Origin of the sequence: Fontibacterium abundans (SeqCode) (genome assembly GCF_965235095.1) — a bacterium.
GTDB lineage: Bacteria > Pseudomonadota > Alphaproteobacteria > Pelagibacterales > Pelagibacteraceae > Fontibacterium > Fontibacterium abundans.
The window spans coordinates 317,517-341,955 of record NZ_OZ249405.1; the positions used below are offsets into that span (position 1 = coordinate 317,517).

General features: G+C 29.2%; 26 protein-coding genes and 2 tRNA genes. 15 read left to right on the top strand and 13 right to left on the bottom strand.

The window, feature by feature from the left end:
- Nucleotides 1-3: 3 nt before the first annotated feature.
- The gene (gene map / locus AC8GER_RS01810) at nucleotides 4-774 is read right to left on the bottom strand and encodes a type I methionyl aminopeptidase (RefSeq protein WP_506598257.1); all 771 of its coding nucleotides are present in this window, start codon (nucleotides 772-774) and stop codon (nucleotides 4-6) included.
- Nucleotides 774-1,469: a DNA/RNA nuclease SfsA gene (sfsA, locus tag AC8GER_RS01815; RefSeq protein WP_506598258.1), complete on the bottom strand. Its 696-nt coding sequence runs from the start codon at nucleotides 1,467-1,469 to the stop codon at nucleotides 774-776. The genes map and sfsA overlap by 1 nt, the downstream gene beginning before the upstream one ends.
- A 22-nt stretch (nucleotides 1,470-1,491) precedes the next feature.
- Here sfsA and AC8GER_RS01820 point away from each other — a divergent pair, with 22 nt between their 5' ends.
- Together AC8GER_RS01820 and AC8GER_RS01825 are read left to right on the top strand one after the other, a co-directional pair.
- Nucleotides 1,492-2,238, top strand: coding sequence for a competence/damage-inducible protein A (locus AC8GER_RS01820; protein ID WP_506598259.1), 747 nt, complete (start codon nucleotides 1,492-1,494; stop codon nucleotides 2,236-2,238).
- A complete protein-coding gene (locus AC8GER_RS01825) occupies nucleotides 2,238-2,798 on the top strand; it encodes a uracil-DNA glycosylase (protein ID WP_506598260.1) in 561 nt (186 codons plus the stop codon). Before AC8GER_RS01820 ends, AC8GER_RS01825 begins: the two co-directional genes overlap by 1 nt.
- Here AC8GER_RS01825 and AC8GER_RS01830 read toward each other — a convergent pair.
- From AC8GER_RS01830 to AC8GER_RS01850, 5 genes are read right to left on the bottom strand one after another with little or no spacing between them, the layout of a single operon-like run.
- On the bottom strand, nucleotides 2,787-3,560 hold the full coding sequence (locus tag AC8GER_RS01830) for an HpcH/HpaI aldolase family protein (RefSeq protein ID WP_506598261.1): 774 nt from the start codon (nucleotides 3,558-3,560) through the stop codon (nucleotides 2,787-2,789). The genes AC8GER_RS01825 and AC8GER_RS01830 overlap by 12 nt on opposite strands.
- 3 nt (nucleotides 3,561-3,563) lie before the next feature.
- Nucleotides 3,564-4,673 carry a mandelate racemase/muconate lactonizing enzyme family protein gene (locus AC8GER_RS01835; protein WP_506598262.1) on the bottom strand — a complete coding sequence of 370 codons (1,110 nt, stop codon included), beginning with the start codon at nucleotides 4,671-4,673 and terminating at the stop codon, nucleotides 3,564-3,566.
- A 3-nt stretch (nucleotides 4,674-4,676) separates the two neighbouring features.
- Complete coding sequence (locus AC8GER_RS01840; RefSeq protein WP_506598263.1) at nucleotides 4,677-5,477, bottom strand: NAD-dependent epimerase/dehydratase family protein; 801 nt, start codon at nucleotides 5,475-5,477, stop codon at nucleotides 4,677-4,679.
- 48 nt (nucleotides 5,478-5,525) lie between these two features.
- Complete coding sequence (locus AC8GER_RS01845) at nucleotides 5,526-6,791, bottom strand: TRAP transporter large permease (protein ID WP_506598264.1); 1,266 nt, start codon at nucleotides 6,789-6,791, stop codon at nucleotides 5,526-5,528.
- A 6-nt stretch (nucleotides 6,792-6,797) separates the two neighbouring features.
- Nucleotides 6,798-7,301, bottom strand: coding sequence for a TRAP transporter small permease (locus tag AC8GER_RS01850; RefSeq protein WP_506598265.1), 504 nt, complete (start codon nucleotides 7,299-7,301; stop codon nucleotides 6,798-6,800).
- Nucleotides 7,302-7,355: 54 nt separating this feature from the next.
- Here AC8GER_RS01850 and AC8GER_RS01855 point away from each other — a divergent pair, with 54 nt between their 5' ends.
- The 5 genes from AC8GER_RS01855 to AC8GER_RS01875 all read left to right on the top strand — a co-directional run bounded on the left by AC8GER_RS01855 (nucleotide 7,356) and on the right by AC8GER_RS01875 (nucleotide 11,695).
- Nucleotides 7,356-8,519, top strand: coding sequence for a M24 family metallopeptidase (locus AC8GER_RS01855; protein WP_506598266.1), 1,164 nt, complete (start codon nucleotides 7,356-7,358; stop codon nucleotides 8,517-8,519).
- A 77-nt stretch (nucleotides 8,520-8,596) separates the two neighbouring features.
- Nucleotides 8,597-9,574: a TRAP transporter substrate-binding protein gene (locus AC8GER_RS01860; protein WP_506598267.1), complete on the top strand. Its 978-nt coding sequence runs from the start codon at nucleotides 8,597-8,599 to the stop codon at nucleotides 9,572-9,574.
- A gap of 62 nt (nucleotides 9,575-9,636) precedes the next feature.
- Nucleotides 9,637-9,999 carry a hypothetical protein gene (locus AC8GER_RS01865; RefSeq protein WP_506598268.1) on the top strand — a complete coding sequence of 121 codons (363 nt, stop codon included), beginning with the start codon at nucleotides 9,637-9,639 and terminating at the stop codon, nucleotides 9,997-9,999.
- Nucleotides 10,000-10,232: 233 nt separating this feature from the next.
- Nucleotides 10,233-10,319: transfer RNA gene (locus AC8GER_RS01870), tRNA-Leu, on the top strand.
- A 107-nt stretch (nucleotides 10,320-10,426) separates the two neighbouring features.
- Entirely contained in the window at nucleotides 10,427-11,695 is a 1,269-nt protein-coding gene (locus AC8GER_RS01875; protein ID WP_506598269.1) for a tyrosine-type recombinase/integrase, read from the top strand.
- A 106-nt stretch (nucleotides 11,696-11,801) separates the two neighbouring features.
- Here the strand turns inward: AC8GER_RS01875 and AC8GER_RS01880 are convergent, their stop codons facing one another.
- On the bottom strand, nucleotides 11,802-12,506 hold the full coding sequence (locus AC8GER_RS01880) for an outer membrane beta-barrel protein (protein ID WP_506598270.1): 705 nt from the start codon (nucleotides 12,504-12,506) through the stop codon (nucleotides 11,802-11,804).
- A gap of 170 nt (nucleotides 12,507-12,676) precedes the next feature.
- On the opposite strand from AC8GER_RS01880, the gene AC8GER_RS01885 reads away from it, so the two are divergent.
- A complete protein-coding gene (locus tag AC8GER_RS01885) occupies nucleotides 12,677-13,054 on the top strand; it encodes a hypothetical protein (RefSeq protein ID WP_506598271.1) in 378 nt (125 codons plus the stop codon).
- Nucleotides 13,055-13,298: 244 nt separating this feature from the next.
- A complete protein-coding gene (locus AC8GER_RS01890) occupies nucleotides 13,299-13,493 on the top strand; it encodes a hypothetical protein (protein WP_506598272.1) in 195 nt (64 codons plus the stop codon).
- Between the two features lie 209 nt (nucleotides 13,494-13,702).
- Here AC8GER_RS01890 and AC8GER_RS01895 read toward each other — a convergent pair whose 3' ends face one another.
- Entirely contained in the window at nucleotides 13,703-14,143 is a 441-nt protein-coding gene (locus tag AC8GER_RS01895; protein ID WP_506598273.1) for a hypothetical protein, read from the bottom strand.
- Between the two features lie 247 nt (nucleotides 14,144-14,390).
- On the opposite strand from AC8GER_RS01895, the gene AC8GER_RS01900 reads away from it, so the two are divergent.
- Nucleotides 14,391-14,756: a hypothetical protein gene (locus AC8GER_RS01900; protein ID WP_506598274.1), complete on the top strand. Its 366-nt coding sequence runs from the start codon at nucleotides 14,391-14,393 to the stop codon at nucleotides 14,754-14,756.
- A gap of 2 nt (nucleotides 14,757-14,758) precedes the next feature.
- Here AC8GER_RS01900 and AC8GER_RS01905 read toward each other — a convergent pair whose 3' ends face one another.
- Nucleotides 14,759-16,696: a DNA gyrase/topoisomerase IV subunit B gene (locus AC8GER_RS01905; protein WP_506598275.1), complete on the bottom strand. Its 1,938-nt coding sequence runs from the start codon at nucleotides 16,694-16,696 to the stop codon at nucleotides 14,759-14,761.
- A 112-nt stretch (nucleotides 16,697-16,808) separates the two neighbouring features.
- A complete protein-coding gene (glnA, locus tag AC8GER_RS01910) occupies nucleotides 16,809-18,218 on the bottom strand; it encodes a type I glutamate--ammonia ligase (RefSeq protein ID WP_017970529.1) in 1,410 nt (469 codons plus the stop codon).
- 152 nt (nucleotides 18,219-18,370) lie between these two features.
- Here glnA and AC8GER_RS01915 point away from each other — a divergent pair, with 152 nt between their 5' ends.
- The gene (locus AC8GER_RS01915; RefSeq protein WP_506598276.1) at nucleotides 18,371-19,858 is read left to right on the top strand and encodes an NAD(P)H-hydrate dehydratase; all 1,488 of its coding nucleotides are present in this window, start codon (nucleotides 18,371-18,373) and stop codon (nucleotides 19,856-19,858) included.
- Nucleotides 19,859-19,860: 2 nt separating this feature from the next.
- Here AC8GER_RS01915 and AC8GER_RS01920 read toward each other — a convergent pair whose 3' ends face one another.
- Both AC8GER_RS01920 and AC8GER_RS01925 read right to left on the bottom strand, forming a co-directional pair.
- The gene (locus AC8GER_RS01920; RefSeq protein ID WP_506598277.1) at nucleotides 19,861-20,103 is read right to left on the bottom strand and encodes a DUF6111 family protein; all 243 of its coding nucleotides are present in this window, start codon (nucleotides 20,101-20,103) and stop codon (nucleotides 19,861-19,863) included.
- The gene (locus tag AC8GER_RS01925) at nucleotides 20,100-20,723 is read right to left on the bottom strand and encodes a glutathione S-transferase (RefSeq protein WP_506598278.1); all 624 of its coding nucleotides are present in this window, start codon (nucleotides 20,721-20,723) and stop codon (nucleotides 20,100-20,102) included. Before AC8GER_RS01925 ends, AC8GER_RS01920 begins: the two co-directional genes overlap by 4 nt.
- 123 nt (nucleotides 20,724-20,846) lie before the next feature.
- On the opposite strand from AC8GER_RS01925, the gene AC8GER_RS01930 reads away from it, so the two are divergent.
- From AC8GER_RS01930 to clpX, 4 genes are all read left to right on the top strand, one after another.
- Nucleotides 20,847-20,930: transfer RNA gene (locus AC8GER_RS01930), tRNA-Leu, on the top strand.
- A gap of 8 nt (nucleotides 20,931-20,938) precedes the next feature.
- The gene (gene tig, locus AC8GER_RS01935) at nucleotides 20,939-22,405 is read left to right on the top strand and encodes a trigger factor (RefSeq protein ID WP_506598279.1); all 1,467 of its coding nucleotides are present in this window, start codon (nucleotides 20,939-20,941) and stop codon (nucleotides 22,403-22,405) included.
- A gap of 26 nt (nucleotides 22,406-22,431) precedes the next feature.
- Nucleotides 22,432-23,046 (top strand): ATP-dependent Clp protease proteolytic subunit, encoded by a 615-nt coding sequence (locus tag AC8GER_RS01940; protein ID WP_506598280.1) that lies wholly within the window; start codon nucleotides 22,432-22,434, stop codon nucleotides 23,044-23,046.
- A gap of 111 nt (nucleotides 23,047-23,157) precedes the next feature.
- A complete protein-coding gene (gene clpX, locus AC8GER_RS01945; RefSeq protein ID WP_506598281.1) occupies nucleotides 23,158-24,438 on the top strand; it encodes an ATP-dependent Clp protease ATP-binding subunit ClpX in 1,281 nt (426 codons plus the stop codon).
- The last annotated feature ends 1 nt before the right edge of the window (nucleotide 24,439 follow it).

Here is a 24,439-nt window from a genome sequence, read left to right on the forward strand (position 1 = left end):
TTATTATAAAGTAAAAATTTCGTATCCATTATCAATTATACCAACTGTATGTTCAAATTGTGCTGATAAGGATTTATCTTTTGTAACTGCAGTCCAACCATCTTGTAATACTTTAGTATGATATTCTCCTAGATTAATCATTGGCTCAATTGTAAAAACCATGCCTTTTTTTAACTTCATTCCTTCGCTTTTTTTTCCATAATGTAAAATATTAGGCTCTTCATGAAATGTTTTGCCAATTCCATGCCCACAAAAATCTCGAACAACGGAACAACCATGTGATTCAGCATAAGATTGAATCGCAAATCCAATATCGCCTAAAGTAATTCCTGGTTTTAAAATTTTAATACCTTCCATCATACTTTCGTAAGTGACCTTAAGAAGTTTTTCTGCTTTCACAGAGATACTACCAACAGAAAATGTTTTGCTAGTATCACCATAGTAGCCATCTAATATTGAAGTGATATCAACATTAACAATATCCCCTTCATTTAAAACTTTATCCCCTGGAATACCGTGGCAAACCACATGATTAATAGAGGTGCAGATTGATTTTGTATAACCTCTGTAGAATAATGGAGCGGAAAATGCCCCATGATCATTTAGATATTTATTTGCAGCTTGATCAATAAAATCTGTTTTAACACCTGGCTTAATAAGTTTTTCTATATATTCCAAAGTTCTTGCCGCAAGCTCACCAGATTTTCTTAAACCATTAAAATCGACTTCATTATATATTTTAACAGAAGAAAATTCCTCTTTTTCTACTTTCATTAATATTTAATTTCTATTTTTTTGTTAAGAATTATTTCTTTATCAGTTACTTTACTTGAATAGCATAAAAATTTAACGCCTTTTTTTTTAGCTTTTATAAAATTTTCATAGTATTTTTTATCAATATCTTTTGATATTTTAAAAAAATTGCAATCTTCCCTTTGTATTAGAAATATCAAATAAGACTGATATTTTTTTTCTTTAGCGTTAATAAGCTCTAATAAATGCTTTTGTCCTCTAGTAGTTGGAGCATCAGGAAATTCTGCGTAATCTATTTCTCTTTTTAAAGTAACGTTTTTAACTTCTACAAAAGCTTGCTCGTTTTTATTAGAAATTAAAAAATCAAATCGAGTGTTATCATTGAATTTTACTTCTCTTTTAACTTGATCAAATTTTTCAAGTTCTTTTATTTTTTTATTAATCAACGCTTCTTCTACGATCCTGTTTGTTAAGTGAGTATTAACACCAACTTTCTCTTTATTGTGCTCTAAGATTTCTAAAGTATATTTTAATTTTCTTTCTGTATTTTTTGATTCAGAAATCCATGCATATTCACCTTCATTAAGAAGTCCCATCATTGATCCGGAATTTGGGCAGTGTGCTGTGAGAATTTCATCATTTAACATCACATCTACAAAGAATCTTTTGTATCTTTTTATGAATTTTGTTTTAATTAGATGAGTGTCAAATTTCATTAAAAGTATTAATATCATTTAGATGCTTACACGAAATAAAAAAAAAAGAATTTTCGCAGCTATTTTAATAATTGGGGATGAAATCTTATCCGGCAGAACTCAAGACACCAACACATCCTTTCTTGCTAAATGGTTAAATGAAAGAGGCGTCCAGTTAAAAGAAGTCAGAATTATTCCTGATAAACTTGATACAATTATATCTTCAGTGAATTTGTTAAGGAAAAAATATGATTATTTATTTACAACTGGAGGAATCGGACCAACTCATGATGATATTACGGCCTTTGCAATTTCAAAAGCATTTAAAAGAAAATATGAATATAACAAAGAAGCTTATCAAATTTTAGAGAGACACTATAAAGATTCCTATTTTAACGAAGCAAGAAAGAAAATGGCAAAGATGCCAAGAGGCGCTGGATTAATTTATAATCCTTCAAGTTCAGCGCCTGGTTTTTACGTAAAAAATGTTTTTACACTACCAGGTGTTCCCGCAATCCTGCAGTCAATGATGTCATTTATAGAAAAATTAATAATTAGGGGCGAGAAAGTTTATAGCGTAACTGTGCAAGTAAATTTACCTGAAAGCAAAATAGGAAAAGACCTAGGAAAACTGCAAAAGAAATTTAAAAATTTAAGTCTTGGCAGTTACCCTTTCTTTCAATCAGGAAAAATAGGCACTGCTCTTGTTATAAGAGGTTATTCTGAAAAAAAAATACAACAGTGCAAAATTATTCTAGATAAAATTTTAAAGAAAATTAAAAAATCTTAATGGATAAAGATCGCGAGTTATCCAAATTAAAAAACACAATGTTAAAATTCAATAAAAATTTTCCTGGAAAAAATTTGGTTTTTTCAGACGGCAATAAAGACGCAAAAGTTATGATAGTAGGCGAGGCTCCTGGCAGAACTGAAGATAAGTTGCAAAAACCTTTTGTGGGCAGAGCAGGCAAACTCTTGGACGGTCTTTTGGAATCTATTAATCTCAATAGATCAAAAGTTTATATCACGAATGTAGTAAATTATAGACCCGATAAGAATAGAAAGCCTACAACTGAAGAAATAAATGAATTTAAAAAACTTCTTTTCAAACACATAGAGATTATAAGTCCCAAATGCATATTATTACTTGGTGCTACAGCGGCATTAGCAGTTTTAAATCATATTGGTCCATTAAGCGTAGTAAGAGGTAAATGGAAAAATATAAAAATTATTAATTCCTATTTTGATATTTTAACTACTTTTCATCCTGCATTTTTATTAAGACAACCCGCGCAAAAAAAATCCACATTGGAAGATTTACTTGAGTTTAAAAGAAAATTAAGTGAGTGAAGATTTAATCTTTTTTATTTGTAAATCTGCATTTTTAACTAAAATATTTTGATCTGAGCTACATGCAACAAAAGTAAAACCTTTTTCAAATAACTCTATAGCAAAGTCAGGGTCTCCTACTAAAGTGCCAGCAGGTTTACCTAAATCTTGTAAGATTTTTAAGCAATTTTGTATATTTTCCCACAAATTTTTATCAGTTGTATTTCCTAATATTCCATAATCTGCAGACAAATCTGCAGGACCAAAAAAAATACCATCAACTCCTTTAACAGAAGCAATCTCTTTTATATTTAATAATGCTTCTTTAGTTTCTAATTGCAAAATTATAGAAAAATTTTCAGTAAAATTTTTAAAATAATCTTTATCTCTTCCGTAATTATTAGCTCTATGCGCTAATGAAACACCTCTTATTCCTACAGGAGGATAATTAACAGATGAAACTGCCTTTTCAGCTTGTTCTTTATTTTGAATCATAGGAAATAAAATTCCTTGTGGACCCATATCAAGAATAGGTTTTATAAAAACAGAGTCATTCCAGATTGGTCTTACAATTGTTGTTATATTAGATGATTGATATGCTTGCAGTTGACTAAGCACAGATTGATAATTGTTTGGGGCATGTTCCATATCTATAACTACCCAATCATAATCTGATCCAGACAAAGAATCTGCCACTATATTGCTACATAATGTATTCCAAATCCCAACTTGTTTTTTTTTATTTTTAATGTTTTTTTTGAACAAATTAATTTTTTGATTCATAAATTAATAATTAACTTTATATGTTTTTATCACATCTAGGTTTGGATTTAAACCGAGCCCGATATCATCTGGAACAGAAAACATTCCCTTAGCTGGAGTGGTAGAATCTTTATATAAACTTGCCTCTTCATAAACATATAAGCGCTCAACTAGTGCTGAAGGACAAAAAGCTGTTATTAAATGTAAATTGGCTAACCAACCGGGTCCAAAGTAAGGAGAGTGTGGCATCAGCTTTAATTTATTCTTATTTGTTAATTTTATTATTTTAATAAATTCTGTAATTCCACCCACTTTAGTTACACTTGGTTGCACATAATCAATAGCTTTATATTTAATCATCTGATTAAATTGATAAGCTGTATAACAATTTTCGCCAGCTGCTAACGGTATTCTTATTTTTGATTTCAATTTAAATAAAGTTTCAAAATCTTCTGGAGGAAATATTGGTTCTTCTAAAAAGTAAAGATTATATTTTTTTAATTTTTTGCTAATATTTAAAGCGCTTTTGTAATCCCATGAACAGTTTACATCTAACATTAGAGGAATTTGGTCTCCTATTGCATCTCTAGCCGCTTTGACCTCTTGTTCATTAATTTCATGTAATTTAATATATTTGTATCCATATTTTATGGACTCTAAACATTTATCTTTTACAATTTCAGGATCTGCATAACGATATAAACTCGCGTAACCATTAAGCTTAGTTTTTTTGGAATTAGAATTTAAATGTTTATAAAGAGGCAATTTTTTTTGTTTAGCCTCTATGTCGTAGAGAGCGATATCTAGTCCAGAAAAGCAATGCATTACAATTCCATACCTTCCAAATATATGTATGGTTTTTTGTAATTCCATTAAAAAATCTGGAATACTTTCAATTTTTCTTTTTAAAATAAGAGGTCTGATCATTGAGTTAAAAGCTGATACAGCTGCAAATTGGCTACTATAATTAAAAATTTCACCCCAACCGACAATACCTTCGGAACTTTCAATTTTAATTAAAAGAATCTCCAAAGCAGGCCAATCAAGACCGCCGGATTTTGCAGTTTTATTAAAACCAATTGAAAATGGAATCTTTAATGGAATTGCTTCTGCATTATTTATTTTTATAGACATAAATTATTTTATATCGTCTATAATCCCCTTGAATCCGTTAGATACAAAAACTCCACCCTGAAACCTCAAAGCTATTTTGCTCACATGTTCATTTCTACTAAGACTTTTATTTGAATAATTTTCAGCGTAATCTTTGGGCTTGTAACCTAATTTAAAAGCCGCTTTATTATTCCACCAAGATCGATTGTTATTGGAAATTCCATAAACAATTTCAAAATGATATTTTTTTGATATTCCAATATCAACTAGTTGAACCAAATCATTAGGGCTTATCCATGTACTTAAATGACGTCTATCAGTTGGTCTATCTAAGCAAGATCCAATTCTAATACAAAATCCCTTAATATTAAATTTATCTGCATACAATCTTGCGATATTTTCACCAAAACATTTGCTTAAACCATAATTTGTATCTGGTCTCTGCATACATTTTTCATCAAGAAATATTTTTCTTTTGTGAAAACCAACAACATGATTGGAACTAGCAAATATAATTTTTTTAACTTTATTTATTCTAGCAGCTTCAAAAACATTATAAGTTGCTAAAATATTATTGTTTAAAATATTTTTAAATGTATCCTCAATAGGTATTGAACCAAAATGTACAATAGCATAAATTTTTTTGGTAATTTTTAATACTTTTTTATAATTTTTAAGATCACACAAAATAAATTTTGAATTTTTGAAATTTTTATTGCTTCTTTTTATGTCAGTCCCTATAACAAAATATTTTTTACTAAGGATATTAAATAGTCTTCCCCCTAAGTTTCCTGCTGCACCAGTAATTAAAATTTTTTTTTTCAAAGTTTAATATAATTTAATTATTTAAATTTTATAATAAAGTAGTAATTTTTATTTGTAAAATATAGTAACTAAAGATGGAAAATAAACACATAAAAATAAAACAAAAGTCATTGCAAAGCAAAAAGGCCATAAAATCCAGAATGTTTTCGACACGGATGTATTTGCAATTGAACAACAAATGAATATTAAAACTCCAACGGGTGGAGTTACCGAGCCTAAAACAATTGAGATAACTAATAAAACTCCAAAATAGATTGGATCTATTCCAAATGAGTTAATGACTGGAATAACAACAGGTGCCAAAATTATTAAAACAGGGATTCCATCTATAAAAAAACCTAAAACTAATACAAAAAGAAGAATTAATATTATTATCGTTTGAGGATTACTGGTTAAGGAACTTAAGTAATTTAAACCAATATCCCCAATACTTTCCCAAGCGAGTATCCAAGCAAAAATACTCGACGTAGCAATAATTAACATTGCAGTAGAAGATGTGACTGCAGACTTAACAAAAATTCTACCAAGATCGGAAAATTCAATTTTTTTAGTGACAAAAAGACCTATTATTATGGCATATACAACTGCAACTATACTGGCCTCTGTGCTAGTAAAAATTCCAGAAAAGATTCCACCCAATATAATAATAGGCATAAATAATGCTAAAGAAGAATTTAGAAACGAATTAATTATAATTTTTAAGTTTGCTCTCTTTTCAGCTTTGTAATTTCTCTTATTTGCGTAATAAAAAACTACTATCATTAATGATAAACCAATTAGAATTCCAGGTAATATGCCTCCTAAAAATAATTTAGCTATAGATACATTTGCAACTGAACCATAAATAATCATTAAAATACTTGGCGGTATAATAGGTCCAATTGCAGAAGAGCTTGCTGTAACTGCTACCGCAAACTCTGAGTCTATTCCATCTTTTTTCATTGCAGGTATAAGGACTGATCCAACTGCAGAAGCATCAGCAGTTGCAGATCCAGAAATTCCTGAAAACAACATACTTGTTACGACCGTAACATGCGCTAGCCCACCTTTTATGTGGCCGACTAAAGATTTTGCAAATGAAACTATTTTGTCTGTTATTCCACTTTCATTCATTAATTCACCTGCAAGAATAAAAAAAGGTATTGATAATAAAGTAAAAGAATCTACTCCGGAATACATTCTTGTAATCACAGTATTCAATGGAACATCAGAAAAAAAATATAAAGTAGCAACGGAGGATAAGCCAATAGCTATCCCAACGGGCATATTGATGAATAGTAAAATCAAAAAAATTACAAATAAAGCAATTAGCATATTTAATTATTCTTTTTTATTTTTAACAATTTCATTAAAAGTTATAAAAGCCATTGATAACATTGATGTTGGAATTGAAGCATATATATAAGACATTCTTATTCCTAACGAAGGCGAAAATTGAAAAAAATTTGCTTTAATTAAAGGGATAGATGAAAAAAAAATAATAATACAAAAAAGAATTATAAGTATATTAGAGAATAATTTTACTTTTAATTGCACTGAGTTTGGAAATAAATTCGTTATCATATCTACACCTAAATGGAGTTTTTTTGATAAGGCGATTGTAATAGATAAATAAGTAATCCATATGAAAGAAAAAATTAAGATTTCATTCGACCAACTTAAAGAAATATTAAAAAAATATCGAAGAAAAATTTGAAGAGCACCCACAATTATCATTACAAAAAAAATAATTGCAATTACGGGTCCGAAAACTTTACTAAAAAAAAGGTTTGTATTTTTTTCTTGCAACTGAGCGTTTATTATAAATTTTTTTAAATATTGCATAAAATTTATTTAAGTATTATATATAATCATTAAATTTAAAATACTACTTTAATCATGACTAATATATTGAATAATAATGATTTTGAAAAAAGGCTTTTGGAACTAAGAAAAATTATCAAAAGAAAAAATTTAGATGGAATAATAATATATTCTGATGAGTATAGGTCAGGTTATTGTACATATTTTACAGGTTATAAACCAATCAATGTAATTGAAGAGTCTCCTCAAACTTTAATATTAATAAAAGATAACGACCCTATCTTAGTTGTAGGTAGATTAAATTACTATAGTGCAAAAGAAACTGTATGGATCAAAAATATTTTACAACATAATAAATTTGAAACTGAAATATTTGAAATATTAAAAAAAAATAATAAAAAAAATTTAAGGATTGGTTTAGCGGGCGAACACCTAATGCCATTTTATTTAAGAGATTTAATAAGTGAAGCTATGCCAGATGTAAATTTTAGTATTCAGACTAGTATTTTAAATGATCTTAGAAAAATTAAAACTGAAAAAGAAGTAAAGCTTATGAAGCAAGCAGCGAAAATTAATGATCAAGTTTTAAGACAGTTAAGAGATGAAATTAAAATTGGTATGACTGAGCAACAAGTTGTTGCGTATGCAGATTTTTTTGGAAGAAAATTAGGAGCTGACTTAGGATCTGCAACAGTCGTTATGTCTGGTTATAATACAAAATTTCCAGCATGGAGGGCTACCAATAAAGAAATTAATAAAGGAGAGTTTGTAATGGTAGATTTTAATCCAACAATTGAAAATTATTGTAATGATGGTGGAGTTACTTTTTTAATGAGCGGGGCATCAAAAAAAAAAATTGAAGCCTTAGAAATGTCCCATAAATTTTTAAAAGAAGTTATTAAGAATATTAAAGCTAATAATAAAGCCTCAAGTATTCATGACCAATTTTATAATTTATTAAAACCTACAGGTTTTGAACCAAGTTTTTCACCTTATGTGTCAGGTACTCGAGGATTGGGTCATGGAGTAGGCTTAGATGTAGTTGAGGCTCCAGATTTAAGTAAGATTAGTGATTTCATTTTAGAAGCTGGAATGACATTGGCAATAAAGCTTGATCTTCACGATGTAGAAAATTCAGGATTAAGAGTAGAGCAGGTTGTTTTGGTTACAGATTCTGGATCAAATTCATTAAATCAACTTATACTAGAAGAAAAAAATGATTGGGCAATTCTTAAATAAAATACCGATTGAAAAAGTATAAAAAAAATTATATATATTAATTAAATATATTAACTAATAACTTTAAAAAAAATAACATGAAAAACTACTGCATAAAATTAAGTGCGATAATTTTTTTTATAATAATAAATTTATCAAGCAATTCTTTTTCCCAGACATTAATTAGAATTGCCTCAGTCTCTGGACCTTCCCATCACCATAACGTTGCATTAAATTGGTTTGCGGAACGAGTTAACAAACAAAATATTGGAATTGAATTTAAAGTTTTCTCCGGAGCGCAATTAGGTAATGACGAAAGAGAATATATAGAGGGATTAGAACAGGGTACTATACAGATGGCCCAAGTTTCGACTGGTCCAATTGGAAGTTTTATTGGTGAGTTTGATATTTTTAGTTTGCCATACGTTTTTAAAAATACAGATAATTTCAAAAAAGTATTAAGCGGACCTATAGGTCAAAAATATTCAAAGATGTTAGAAAAAAAAGGAATGGTGCTAATTGCCTGGTTTGACAATGGTGATAGACATGTTTTTAATTCAAAAAGACCTATTAACAAACCTGCGGATCTATCTGGTCTAAAAATAAGAGTAATAAAAAGTGCTGTAATGGTTGATACAATTAATGCAATGGGTGGTAGTGCAGTTCCAATGGCATATGGAGAATTATATACAGCCTTGCAACAAGGAGTCCTAGACGGAGCTGAAAACGCTGCAGGAAATATTTTTAATGACAAATTTTTTGAGGTTTCTAAATTTGTCTCTTTAACACAGCATTTTAGACCTCCTGGCGTTGTTGTGGTATCAAAAAAGACATGGGATAAATTAACAGAGCAACAAAAGAAAGTAATTTTAAAAGAAGGTGCCGCTCTTCAATCATATGAAATTGATCTTACTACAAAAATTGTTGAAGATTCTTTAAAACAATTAGAGCAAAAAGGAATGAAGATAAACAAAGTAGATAACAATTCTTTCGCAACAGCAGTTAAGCCTGTTTACAATGGATATATATCAAAATTTGGTAAGCAAGATTTAGATGCAATTCTGAATACTAAATAATTTATTTATTTTCTCTTAAAAATAACTATATTAGTATACTTCTTTAAAAGAAGTGTACTAATATGGCTAATAATAATCAAAAACATATAAAACTCGCAGAGGCTTCTTTAAAAGATTTTATAGATCGGTTTAAAGATCCAATTCTAAGTTTTTTTAGCCTTTCCCCTCAGCATTGGATGATGCTTCATAAGGTGGTAATTTCGTATTATAAAAATGAAACAATATCAAAAAGTCAACTTTTGAAATTTATTGAACGTTCATATGTAACATCACACAGCTATATAAATACAACAATTAAAAAAGGGTATTTCAAAATTTTAAAAAATAATAAAGACAAAAGATCAATTTTTATTTTACCAACAGAACTAACGCTAAAAAGTTTCGAAAATTTTATATTACTGCGTGAAAAAATTTATAAACTATAAATAAAATTTTATTAGAAACAATATAAGAAAATATTGCCTATTTAGACATAAGTGTAGTTTATTTTATATAGAATTAATTTTCTCTTTTATATTTTCAATTTTTTATACTTTGAGACACCTAGGTTATCTTTTAGTTGTATAAAAACCGTATACACCACTTACAAACCGAATAACTTTCAGTTGCACTTAAATCCTAAATCGTTAAAAAGGTTGGTAACCAATACGTTTAAAGGGCCCTCGTGGTGGAATTGGTAGACACAAAGGACTTAAAATCCTTGCCCTTTTTGGGAGTAACGGTTCAAGTCCGTTCGAGGGCACCATAAATAGCGGTTTTTTTTACGAGTTTATTTTTTTTTAAAAGATTATAAACTCGTACACGACTCGTACATTTGAGATTAAGCTTTTTTCAAAAAATGTACGAATTCTTATGCCTTACTACAAAGAAAAAACATTATTTAAAACTAAAAATAATCGCCTTCATATTTTTAAAAGAAAAGATGCTAAAACTGATAATTGGTATGGCAGAACTTTTATTGAAGGAAAGCAAACACAAACTAGTTCAAGTACTTCAAATAAAAATAAAGCAATTATAATATTAGAACAGTGGTTCGATAGACTTCATTTTAAAAAAAATGAAGGAATACAAGTGCATTCAAAAACATTTGCTCAATGTGCAAAAGAATTTATAGAATTTATAAAAAATGATATGAGCAGAGCACCTAATTCACGCACTAGTATAACAACAAGATTTAATACTATTTTAAAATATAAACCTTTCCACAAATTAAGAATTGATAAGATTAATTTTGATATTTTAAAAGATTTTCTGTTATGGAGAAATGAACAAGCTAAACTAATATCAAAAACTTTAAGTGGCAAAACATTACACGGAAATTTAATTACTATATCAAGTTTGATTAATTGGTGTGTTGAAAAAAAATATAGGAAAGAAAAGTTACCAGGATTAACAACAAAATTATTAGAAAAAAAATTAAGACAGCAGCGAACACAAAGAACACATTTTACGAAAAAAGAGTGGCAATATTTATTATCTACTTCGCGTGATAGAATTAAAAAAGCGAGAGGGAAGAGGGTTAGTTTTGATAGGAGATTATTGCACGAGTATATGATTTTTATGGTGGGTACGGGACTAAGAGTTAATGAAGCTAGTAATATGAAATGGGAAGATGCACAGATGATCGATAAGCATAATTTAAATCCTAATTTAAAAAAAACTTTTGTAGATAGTTTTTTTGGTAGGCTAGAAAGATATTATACGATTAACAATGTTTTTGGTAAAAAACGTAGAGCAAATAAGAATATTGGAGGTGGAAATAGTTATTTTGCTTTGGAAAATATATTAAAATTATACAATGAATATAATGTTAAAGTAGCTCCCAATACTAATATTTTCCTTAACAGAAGTATAAGGGATGGATTAAACAATTTGTTAAAAAATACTGATTTAAAACAAAAAAAAATCGGTGAAGAATTCGTTAAGCGTGATGCCAAAAGCTTTAGACATACGCACATATTATTCCAAATTGAAAATGGAGTTTCAACTACTGACATTGCTAAAAATTTAGACACTTCTACTAATATGATTGACAAGTTTTATACTAATAACGTGCAGACAGAAGAATTGATTGATAGATTGACTAAAATTAATAGAACGCAATTAAAAATTGCTAATTAAAACTAAATAAAGTTGAAATAAAAAAAAGCCCACTAGACTTTTATATCTAGTGAGCTTTTCTTAGTTTAATTAAACATCCTTAAGGAAATAAGGAGGTTTAAAATCGTTAAAACTTATAACCAATACTTACTAAAGCAGACAAAACTTTTGGTTTATGAGAAGAAGAATTTTCTGAGTCGAAAATTACTTTGTGGTTTTCATACTCAACATAGTTACCTTCTATTTGAGCATATAAATTCTTATCTAAGAAAGTTCTTGCTCCAATTCCATAACCCCATCCCTCTAAGTTTTTAGAATTACTTACGGATTCATCATCTACAGATATTTTTCCAACAGATTTAACAAAATTATAGGACAACTTTGCAAATAATCCAGTGTTGTCATTTACTAAATATGTAGGTTGAATATACAATGAATAATGATCCTTTAATTCAGAAGTGATTTTTGTTGTTTCAGAACCAAGACTTGGATCTGTATCGTCTACTGGACCAACAACTTTCATTGGTGTTACTTTTGATTTAGTTAAATCATAAGTTCCACCAATAGTTATAGCTAGATTTTTATCTACTTGAAAACCGTATCCTAAATCTATTAAAGCTGAAAAATCATTTTTTCCATTGTTGAAACTTAGTTCTGTAACTGGGTCAGTGCCTGTATCTGTAAACTTCAAATCATAAGTTTGTGAACTGTAACCGCCACCAATAGCGATACTAGGTCCTGCAAAGTTTTTACTCTGCGATAATGCAGGAGTTGCTGCAGTTGTTGCAAGCATTGCAACGGCGCAACAAATTGTTGTTGTTTTTTTAGTCATTATTTTTTCCTTTTTAAAAAGTTAATGACTAACCAACTACAGTGTTCGCTTCAGATAAAATAAACCAAAGTAAATGTCCAAATTATATAACCAAAAATCAGCTACATAATTAAGTTTTAAATTATTGTTTATTTGCTTAGTGTATTTAAAAAAAATTTTTTTTTTAAAAAATGATTAGTGATTTTTTAGCAACAGACTTAAAGAATTGTAGTAAAAAATATCCTGCTTTAATTTATTTTAAAAGAAACTTAGTTTCTGAATTAATTTTATATACTGTAATAAAAAAGCATAAAACAAGTGATACTTGTGGTTTTGAAGAGTTATTTAACGAAGTATGTCCAAAATTTGGGTCAAGAAATACAGTAAAACAAATCGTTGAAACGGCAATTATAAAAAATTTTTTTATGAAGACTGAAAATGTAATTGATAGAAGAAGCATGAATATTCGACCAACAGAATTAACTAGTAATGAATTTATTATGTGGCAGAAAGAATATATTTTAGGGATATCGCAATACTTTGATTATTTTAAAAAAAATAAAATATGAAAAGTTCAAATAGTTAAGTATTCCTTTCACCCACTTGATTTTTTAACTCCCACATTCAAATAAATAGCTTTAACTATGAGAGTTAAAGAAGTTATTTTTGGTACTAAAAAACCCCAATCAATAGATCAGAGTCTTATTCTTAGCCTTAAAAAAGCGGTTGATAATAGCAAACACAGACTGCAAGCTGAAAGAGATAGGCAAAGAAAAAAAAGAGAAATAGAAAGGAGTAGGAAGTTATACCAAAATGTATAAGCAACTGAGAAATGCAAATGGTAGGTTGATTGGATTGATACAAGATAGGATGGATGTGATCGAACTTAGATCAGCAGATGGAAGGTTGTTGGGTTTTTATTATCGAAAAAATAACCTAACAAGAGATAGTAGTGGTAAGTTGATAGGGTATGGAAATTTACTTACTAACTTAATATGTAGAGTGTAGGTTTTGATTCAAAAGGTGTAGTTTTTATTATTCATATTAATTATTTGTGTGTTAGCCAAAGCTGACTGACAGACATAGTTAGAATACTTTAGGCAATATTATGCTGATAAAGAACTAAAGCTAATTAGTTCAGTTAATTTATTTCAAAAAAAAAGAATAATTAAGCATCGCTCCATTATTCTTATTAGCCTTTAAATGCGCCTAAATTTTTAGTTTAAATGTGCTGTTGTAGTGTTTAATGTGTCAGAGCCTAATTTATAGTATTCGTGTGTTAAATAGTTAGTTACAGCCTCTTTTATTTCAATAGTTTCAAATTCACTAAAATAACCGCTTTCCTTAACTTCATATTGCCAAATTCTTTTTAAAGTTTTTATAAAGTTAATATCAGTTTCATTGTTGGGCGTTATGGCAACAAAGTGAAAATGTGAGTTTTGATTAGAGTAGCCTTTTTGTAAAAAGCACATACGTTTTACTTTGATATTATTTCTATGACTTTTATTGCCAAAATAATATCTATCAACTTTATTCCAAAAATATTTTAATGCATTTTCAGCAGCGATCTCATTCATTTGATACTTAAAATTTAAAGTACCAAATACATTCCACTGATAGCTATTAAGCCATTTTATTAATGCTTTTTTTTCATTCATATTATTAATTTGTTATGAATGTATTTAGCTGCGGTGGTGTAGAGCTGAAAATTTTTATGTATTTTTTTGTAAAAATTTTGTTTAATAATTAGTGAAATAGCTTTTTAAAAGTCGTACACTACTCGTACACCTTTTAATGATATTGAATTAACCAAGCAAATATAGCTATATTTGCTGAACTGTAGGACTTAAAATCCTTGCCCTTTTTGGGAGTGCCGGTTCAAGTCCGGCCGAGGGCACCACAATTATGAGAATATTATTTATTCTTTTGTTATTAGTATCTTGCTCTAAAAATGTAAAAGTTCCATTTATTAGCAAAGATCCAGCAAAATCAATCAATGTTATAATTGAGAATGAGTTTGATATTACATATTCATTATTAACATTAGCAAGACAAAATAATGACGTCTGTCAAATGTCTCTAGAAATCAAAAACATTTCCAAAGAAGAAAAAAGAAACTCATTATCAATAGAAGCTTATTCTTTTGCGGATAAAAAATATGAAGCTTTTGTTGTGGAAAAAAGATCGAAACCTAATGAAGTTGTAAATTCTACTGTTCAATTTAATGGAATTAATTGTGGAGATCTTAGAAAAATAAATTTCTTTAAATAATATTATAAGTCAATATTTTTAACTTTTGGTGCGTTTTCTTCTATAAATTTTAGTCTTAATTCTGCATTTTTTCCCATAATATTTGAAATTAATTTGTTTGTTTTTTTATAATCGCTTGTTGGAACGGTTACTCTAATCAAAGATCTTGTATTAATGTCCATTGTTGTTTCTTTTAATTGTTGAGCCATCATTTCACCCAACCCTTTAAATCTACTTATTTCAATTTTAGATCCCTTTTTAAGATTCTTTAATAATTTGTCTTTTTCAATATCGTTTCGTACATAATAAATTTGGTTAGATATTGTAAGTTTATAAAGTGGGGGAACAGCGAGATACAAATGTCCATTTTTAATTAAATTTGGCATTTCAAAGAAAAAGAAAGTTAAAAGCAAGCTCGCTATGTGATCACCATCAACATCAGCATCAGTCATAATAATTACTTTTTCATATCTTAAATCTTTATCAATATACTTTTCTCTTCTTTGGCAGCCGAGCGCTTGAAGTAGATTTGATATTTCAGTGTTAGCTAATATTTTTGCAGTATTAGAGTTTTTGACATTTAATATTTTTCCTCTTAAAGGAAGAATAGCTTGAAAATTTCGATCACGAGCTTGTTTTGCTGAGCCTCCAGCAGAATCTCCTTCCACTATAAATAATTCAGTACCTTCAACTTTTGAGCTAGTGCAGTCCGCAAGTTTTCCAGGTAAACGTATTTTTCTTGTAGCGCTTTGTCTTCCAACATCTAGATTTTGATCCAGTAGATTTCTTTCTCTTATTTTACCTTCAATAAAAGCGAGAATAGAATTTGATGCTTTAGGATGTTGGTTAAACCAATCTTCAACTGACTTTGCTATAGAGGTATCACAATATTTTTGAATATAAGCAGACGATAATCTTGATTTAGTCTGTCCTTCAAATTCTGGATTATTAATAAAAATAGATAAAATATAACTTGCATTAGACAGTATTTCATCTGCACTTGCACCTGCGACTAACTTGTTATTTTTAAATTTTGCAATTTTTCTTACAGCTTTTGCAACACCAGATCTAAAACCTTGTTCGTGAGTTCCACCATTGGTGGTTAGCACAGAGTTACAAAATGAAATTTTGAATTCAGAAATTTCATTATGCCATTGAATTGCAAATTCAAATTTTCCTTTATCTTCGTCAAAATTATTTTTATGATGACATGTTTTGTCATTTATTTTAGTAAAATTTTTAGTCTCACTATCTAGATACTCAACAATACCTTCTGGAAAAAAAAGTTTTGCACTATTAGGAGTGTCATCCTTTCTATTGATTAAAGATCTGTCGCATTCCCAATGTATTGTGATGCCTTTGACTAAATAAGCCTTACTTTTGCAAAGATTGTATAATTTATTTGGAATAAAATTTAGTTCTTTTCCAAAAATTTCTTTATCAGGAATAAATGTAACTTGAGTTCCATTTTTAATCTTGGATTTCCCTTTTTTAGTTAATTTATTTAAAGGTTTTCCTTTTGAATAATTTTGTTCAAAAATAGTAGAGTTTTTAAAGATTTCTATCTTTAATTTTTCAGATAAAGCATTTACAACCGAAAGACCAACACCATGTAATCCAGCAGAAGTAGAGTAGGTTCCTTCTTTAAATTTTCCACCCGAATGCAATGTTGTCATTACTATTTCAAGTGCAGTTTTATTTTTCTTTGGATGTTTATCTAAAGGAATTCCTCTTCCATCATCAGTTACAGTTAACGATTTATCTTTATTTAATTTTACATAAATATTTTTTGCATGACCCGCTGTAACTTCATCCATCGAGTTATCAATGATTTCAGTTGCAAGGTGATGAAATGCGGTTTCGTCTGTACCGCCAATGTACATTCCAGGTCTTTTTCTAACAGGTTCTAGGCCCTCTAGAATTTCAATATCCTTAGCTGAATAATTATTATTTTTTACCACACACCAAGCATTAGATTAATTTATAAAAAAATACAGACGTTAATTTTATTTAAGGCAAAAAAAAACCCCGTATTTTTTAGATACGGGGTTTTTAAATTTTAAAATATTGTAATTAGCAGCTGTAATACATTTGGTATTCAACTGGATGAGGAGTGTGTTCCATATTATATACTTCCGTCATCTTTAACTCGATGTAAGCGTCAATCTGATCGTCAGTGAACACTCCGCCAGAAGTTAAAAAACTTCTGTCTTTATCTAAGTTTTCTAAAGCTTCTCTTAAAGAACCACAAACTTGAGGAACTCCTTTAAGTTCTTCAGCCGATAAAGAATATAAATCTTTATCGAATGGTTTTCCAGGATCAATTTTATTTTTAATTCCATCAATACCAGCCATTAACATAGAAGCAAAAGTTAAATATGGATTTCCTGCAGCATCTGGAAATCTAACTTCAACTCTTTTCCCTTTTGGATTTGAACTAAAAGGTATTCTGCAGCTTGCAGATCTATTTCTTGCAGAGTAAGCAAGAATAACCGGAGCTTCAAATCCAGGAATTAATCTTTTGTAGCTGTTTGTAGTTGAATTAGTAAAAGCATTTAAAGCTTTTGCGTGCTTAATAATTCCACCTATATAATAAAGACACTCTTGAGAAAGTCCTGCGTATTTATCTCCAGCGAAAAGTGGCTTGCCAGCTTTCCAAATGGATTGGTGACAATGCATACCTGATCCATTATCTCCCTTAATTGGTTTTGCCATAAACGTTGCAGTTTTTCCAAAAGAATGAGCAACCATCTGAACGGCATATTTATAAATTTGCATATTGTCGGCGTTTCGAACCATTGTATCAAACATTGTACCTAGTTCATGCTGCGAAGGAGCAACTTCATGGTGATGTTTCTCAACTTTAACACCCATATCTTTCATTGCCTTTAATGCTTCTGCTCTTAAATCCTGACAGCTATCAACTGGAGGCACTGGGAAATAACCACCTTTAACAACTGGTCTATGACCCATGTTCCCGTTTGGATATTCTTTATCACCATTGTAAGGACCTTCGTTGCTATCAACTTGAAAAGATACTTTTTGCATAGTGTTAGAAATTTTAACATCATCAAAAATAAAGAACTCTGGTTCAGGTCCAAAATAGATAGTATCGCCAATACCAGTAGTTTTTAAATATGCTTCTGCTTTTTTTGCAATAGATCTAGGATCTCTCTCGTAGTAATCATTTTTTATAGGATCCATAATATCACAGAATATAACTAGTGTGTTGTGTGAAGTGAAAGGATCAACAAATGTTCTAGATAAGTCTGGTTTTAAAATCATGTCAGATTCATTAATTGCTTTCCATCCAGCTATAGATGAACCATCAAAAAAAGTTCCGTCATTTAAAAAATCTTCGTCAATAGTTGTTAAATCCTGAGTCATATGTTGAAGCTTTCCTCTAGGATCAGTAAATCTTAAATCTACAAACTCTATTTCTTTTTCTTTAATTAATTTTAGTATGTCTGATGCAGCACTCATTAATTTCTCCCTTTATTAATTATTAATCTTGTTTTTATTTTTTTATTGTAGATGTACTATAATTATAAGCAATAAATTCCATTGTTTTTTAGTTATGTCAGGTATGCATAATAGTGTGAGTAAAAATTAAACTGTAGATTGATTTTTAAGAAATGATTTTAAATTCATCAGAAATTAAAGCCCTTGAACAAAAAGAATTTAAATTAAGAAAAAATTCTTTTTCTTTAATGCAATCAGCAGGAGAAAAATGCGCAAATTACATATCAAGCAATGTTGCAAGAAATAAAGAGGTATTAGTTATTTGTGGCCCAGGTAATAATGGAGGCGATGGCTTTATAATTGGCAAAAGTCTTCTTAACAAAGGTTATAAAGTTAAAATTTTTCTAACTCTTCCATTAAATAATAAGAAAAACGACAATTACAAAGCTTTTAAAAGATTAGATTGTGAAGTTTTTAATTTAAAGGATCTATATAAAGAACTTAAGAAAAAAACAAAGCCAATCATTGTTGATTGTATTTTTGGTACTGGTTTAAATAAAAATGTTAACTCTAGTATTAAGAATATAATTAAAGTGATAAATAAGAAAAAAGCATTTATTTATTCAATTGATATCCCCACAGGAGTTGGCAGTGATAACGGAAAAGTAATGGGGGAAGCAATAAAAGCCAACATAACATTAGCTCTTCATTGTAAAAAAATAGGACATGTACTTTTTCCTGGGGTTTATTTTTCAGGCCTAATAAAGGTTTTGGATATTGGAATTAGAAAGTCTTTAAATAAAATAGTAGATAATAGAATTAAAGAAAATAATCCAAATTTATGGATTAATAAAAAGTTTCCTTGGAAAAAATATAATTCACACAAATACTCTAGAGGTAGAGTTTATATTTATGGATCATTAAAAAATTATATAGGAGCATCATTGTTATCATCAAGTGCAGCTATTCGCTGTGGCGCGGGATCGGTAACTGTAGTGGCTAACAAAGACACTATAGATAAATATAATCAAAGGTTTTTTTCATTATTAAAAATTGAAATTAACTCTAAAGAAGAGCTTGCAAACTTTTTAAATGATTCTTCAATAACCTCTTTTCTTATAGGACCGGGCGCAGGAGTTAATCAACAGACCATAGATAATGTTAAGTTAATAACTAAATTTGTTAGTAGCGTAGTTATAGATGCGGATGCAATAACTTCATTTACTAAAAATTCAAAAGAATTATTTTCTATTTTGGATAAGAATAAAATTATTACTCCTCACGAAGGAGAATTTAATAGAATTTTTTCAGATCTTAAAAATGTTAAAAATAAAATTGAAAAATCAATAATAGCTTCAAAAAAAGCAAATTGCGTTTTAGTATTTAAAGGACCGGATACAATAATAGCGTCTCCAGATGGAAAGGTTTGTATCAATACAATTTCTACAGAAGAATTAGCTGTGATTGGCTCTGGAGATGTTTTAAGCGGAATAATTACAAGTCTTATTGGAAAAAATAAAATGTCAGCATTTGATGGCGCTTGTGCTGGAGTATGGTTACATTCTTATGCTGCAAGAATGATCAAAAAAGGATTAATAGCAGAAGATATAATTAAAAATTTGCCAAGAGCGCTAGAATATTTAGCTAAAAAATATAATTAGTTTTATTTGATTTTTGAAGGAACAACTTTGTTATCTTCATATTTTGGTGGAGTATAATTTAGCCCCTTAGGCTGTGCGCTTGTAAACCTAAAATATATTAAAGAACTAATTAAAAGCAAAAGACTTGCTAATGACAAAATTATCAAAGGAAATTTCTTATTAACTTTTTTAGTTAAACGAACTAGTAAATAGTAAATTACAAAAGGAAGAATAATAGCGGTGATAATTATTATGTAGCGTATCATTTCAGTTCTTTTCTTGCTTCTAAAAGCCAGATTTTAATTTCTTTCATGTTTAATAGAGTATTTAGATATTTTTCTAAAATAAATGATAGTTTTACATTATAAATTTTAAATCTAAACATTATAGGTACGTACATAGCGTCGGCTATAGAAAATTTTTTGAACATAAATGGTCCTTTAGATTTTTTTAGACAATTTTCAATAATCTTTTTAGCTCTGGTTATTTCAGCTGATGTTTCTTTGTTATTTTTAAATTTGAGATTTTTTCCTAAGAAATTCATGCTTAAGTTTTTTCTTAAGCTTGAAAAACCGCCATGCAGTTCGGAAGAAATATTTCTAGCCTTTATCCTATTAATATTATTTTTTGGCCATAAATTTTTATTTTTAAATTTTTCTGCCAAGAATTCGCAGATTGATAAAGAATCCCATATTTTTATCTTTCCGTAAATTAAACAAGGTACTTTTCCAGAAGGAGAAAATTTTAATATAATTTTTTTCGTATTTTTATCTCTTAGCTTAATTTTTATTTCAGCAAATGGAATATTAAAATATTTTAACAATAACCATGGCCTTAGTGACCATGTTGAATAAATTTTATCACCTATTACTAGTTTGAATTTCATAATCAAATGTGCTTTTTATATAAGCAAATCCTATTCTTTTGCATCTTAAATTTTATAAATAAATCCTAGAAAGCATTTAATAATATAGCTATATTCGCCATTCGAAATTTAATTAATATTAAAGCGGGAGTGGTGGAACGGTAGACACGCCAGTCTTAGGAACTGGTATCGAAAGATGTGAAGGTTCAAGTCCTTTCTCCCGCACCATGTAGAATATGAAAGTAACAGTATCAGAATCTAAAGGTTTAAAGACCAGCCTCAATGTTTTGGTTAAGAAACAAGAGATCGATAAAAAAATAGAAGAAAGAGTTATTGAATTACAGAAGACAATTAACATTAAAGGTTTTCGACCAGGAAAAGCGCCACTAGATTTATTAAAAAAACAATTTGCCCAAGCATTATATGGAGAAGTTTTAGAAAAAATTTTACAGGACAATACTTATCAAGCGTTAAATGATAATAAAATTAAACCCGCTAGTCAGCCTAAAATTGAGATCAAATCTTCTGGAGAAGATAAAGATTTAGAGTACACAATTTCTGTAGAAAAAACTCCAGATATAAAAAAAATCGAATTAGAAAAAATAACTCTAACTGATTATAAATTAAAAATAGAAAAAAAAGATTTAGACGATAGAATTAATTTATTAGCAGAAGGTCAAAAAAAATATGTTAATAAAAAAGAAGGCGAAAGCTCTGTTAAAGGCGATCTAGTAGTTTTTGATTTTGAGGCAACTGTTAACTCCAAGCCGTTTGAAGGTAATAAAGGTCAAAAGGTTCAAATTATTTTAGGAAAAGAACTTTTTATCAAAGGTTTTGATGAACAATTATTGACGTGTAAATCTGGAGACAAAAAAGATGTTAAGATTAATTTACCTGAAAATTATCCAAATAAAGAGTTGGCGAATAAAACTGCAATATTTAACTGTAAAATATTAGAAGTAAAAAAATCAGAATCTGTAGTTATCGATGATCAATTTGCAAAAAATTTAGGAGCTAAAGATTTAAATGATTTAAAAACTTTATTAGAAAAGCAACTGTCAAAAGAACAATCTTCAATTACAGAAACAATTGTTAGAAAAGAAATTTTAGATCACTTAGATGAAAATTGTAAGTTTGATTTACCTGAAGATTTAGTAAAAAATGAACAAGAAATAGTTAAGCATAGTTTTATACATGAAAAAGCTCATAAAGATGAACCTCATGATGATAAAAAACACGGCCATGATCATTCAGATATAAAACTCACTAAAGAAGAAGAGGACGATATTTTAGATATTTCAAAACGAAGAGTAAAACTTGCTTTAGTATTAAATCAAATTGGGGAAGATTATAAAATTCAAGTGTCTACACAGGAACTTCAGCAGGAATTACAAAAACAAATGAGCATGTACCCTGGACAGGAAAAGCAAATTAGAGATTATTATCAAAAAAACCCTTCAGAAATTACAAGACTCAGAGGACCTATATATGAAGATAAAATTGTTGAACTAGTTAAATCTAAAGCGAAGGTTACTGTTAAACAAGTTAATAAAAAAGAATTAGAAGAACTTGTAAAAGATTTATCATCTAATCTTAAGTCTAAATCATCAGCTAAGTTAGCAAAGAGCGGTGATGACAAATCAAAAAAAGATACAAAATCAGAGGATAAATCAAAATCCACAAAAAAGATTAGTAAAAAATAAGCAAAGCCTATAGAATCTGATTCTCTATGAAAGATCAGATTGATATTCAAATGAATACTCTAATTCCAATGGTGGTTGAACAAACCAGCAGAGGGGAAAGAGCTTATGATATTTATTCAAGGTTATTAAAAGAACGAATTATTTTTTTAGTAGGACCAGTCCACTCACATGTCGCAAGTTTAGTTTGTGCTCAATTACTTTTTTTAGAGTCAGAAAATCCTAAGAAAGAAATTTTTTTATATATTAACAGTCCAGGAGGAGTAGTTACTGACGGACTTGGAATTTATGACACCATGCAATATGTCAAATCTCCTGTTTCAACAATTTGTATCGGACAAGCTGCTTCCATGGGTTCATTTTTGTTAGCTGCAGGAGAAAAAGGTCATAGGTTTTCTTTACCTAACGCACGTATAATGGTCCATCAACCTTCAGCAGGTTTTCAAGGACAAGCAACTGATATTCAAATTCATGCTAATGAAATTTCTTATGTGAAAAAACGCCTTAATGAAATTTATGCAAAGCATACTGGTAAAGATTTTAAGTCAATCCAAGAAGCTTTAGAGAGAGACAAGTTTATGAGCCCTGAAGAAGCTAAAGATTTTGGGATAATTGACAAGGTAGTAGAAAAGAAAGCCGATTAGTCAGCTTATATATATAGTTTACACACTATACACACATTAGATTCAACTTAGACTTGCTTTTAGAAGCAAGTCATTGTTTTATAAAACTTAACTGATTCGATCATTTTAAACATGGCCAAAGATAATAAAAACACTCTTTATTGTTCCTTCTGCGGAAAAAGTCAGCATGAAGTTAGAAAGCTCATAGCCGGTCCCACAGTATTTATATGCGATGAATGTGTCGAACTTTGTATGGATATCATCAAAGAAGAAAATAAAAGTAATTTTGTTAAAGATGATGCTGGCGTTCCGACACCTAAAGAAATTTGTAAAGTTTTAGACGAGTATGTTATTGGCCAAGACAAAGCAAAAAAAGTTTTATCTGTTGCCGTGCACAATCATTATAAAAGATTAAATCAAGATTCTAAAAGTAGCAAAGATGTTGAAATTTCAAAATCCAACGTATTGCTTATAGGTCCAACAGGTTGTGGAAAAACTTTATTAGCTCAAACTCTTGCAAAAATTTTAGACGTACCATTTACTATGGCAGACGCTACTACGTTAACAGAGGCTGGTTATGTTGGAGAAGATGTCGAAAATATTATTTTAAAATTATTACAAGCTGCTGATTATAACGTTGAAAAGGCACAAAGAGGAATTGTGTACATAGATGAAGTTGATAAAATTAGCAGAAAAACAGAAAACCCTTCTATTACAAGAGATGTATCTGGAGAGGGTGTTCAACAAGCTCTTTTAAAAATTATGGAAGGAACAGTTGCAAGCGTTCCACCGCAAGGAGGAAGAAAACATCCTCAACAAGAATTTTTACAAGTTAATACAACAAATATTCTCTTTATATGTGGAGGGGCTTTTGGAGGATTAGAAAAAATTGTATCATTAAGAAGTAAAGGTACTGCAATGGGATTTGGAGCTACCCTTAGAGAGCATGACAATAAAAGTATTGGTCAGATATTAAAAGACCTAGAACCAGAAGATTTATTAAAATTTGGTTTAATACCTGAGTTTATAGGAAGGCTTCCAATCGTAGCAACCCTTGATGACTTGCATGAAGAGGCATTAATTAAAATTTTACAAGAGCCAAAAAATGCTCTCCTTAAACAATATGCTAAACTTTTTGAAATTGAAGGAGCTAAGCTTACTTTTACAAAAGACTCCCTGTCAGCTATTGCTAAAAAAGCTTTAATCAGAAAAACAGGGGCGAGGGGACTTAGATCAATTTTAGAAGATATTTTGCTTGAAACTATGTTTGAGCTTCCTTCACAATCTAATATTAGCGAGGTTGTAATTAATAAAGACGTTGTAGATGGAAAAATAAAACCACTACTTACTTACTCGAAGAAAAACAACCAAACCTCAAGCACTCCAATTAATAAAGAGAGTAAAATAGGCTAGT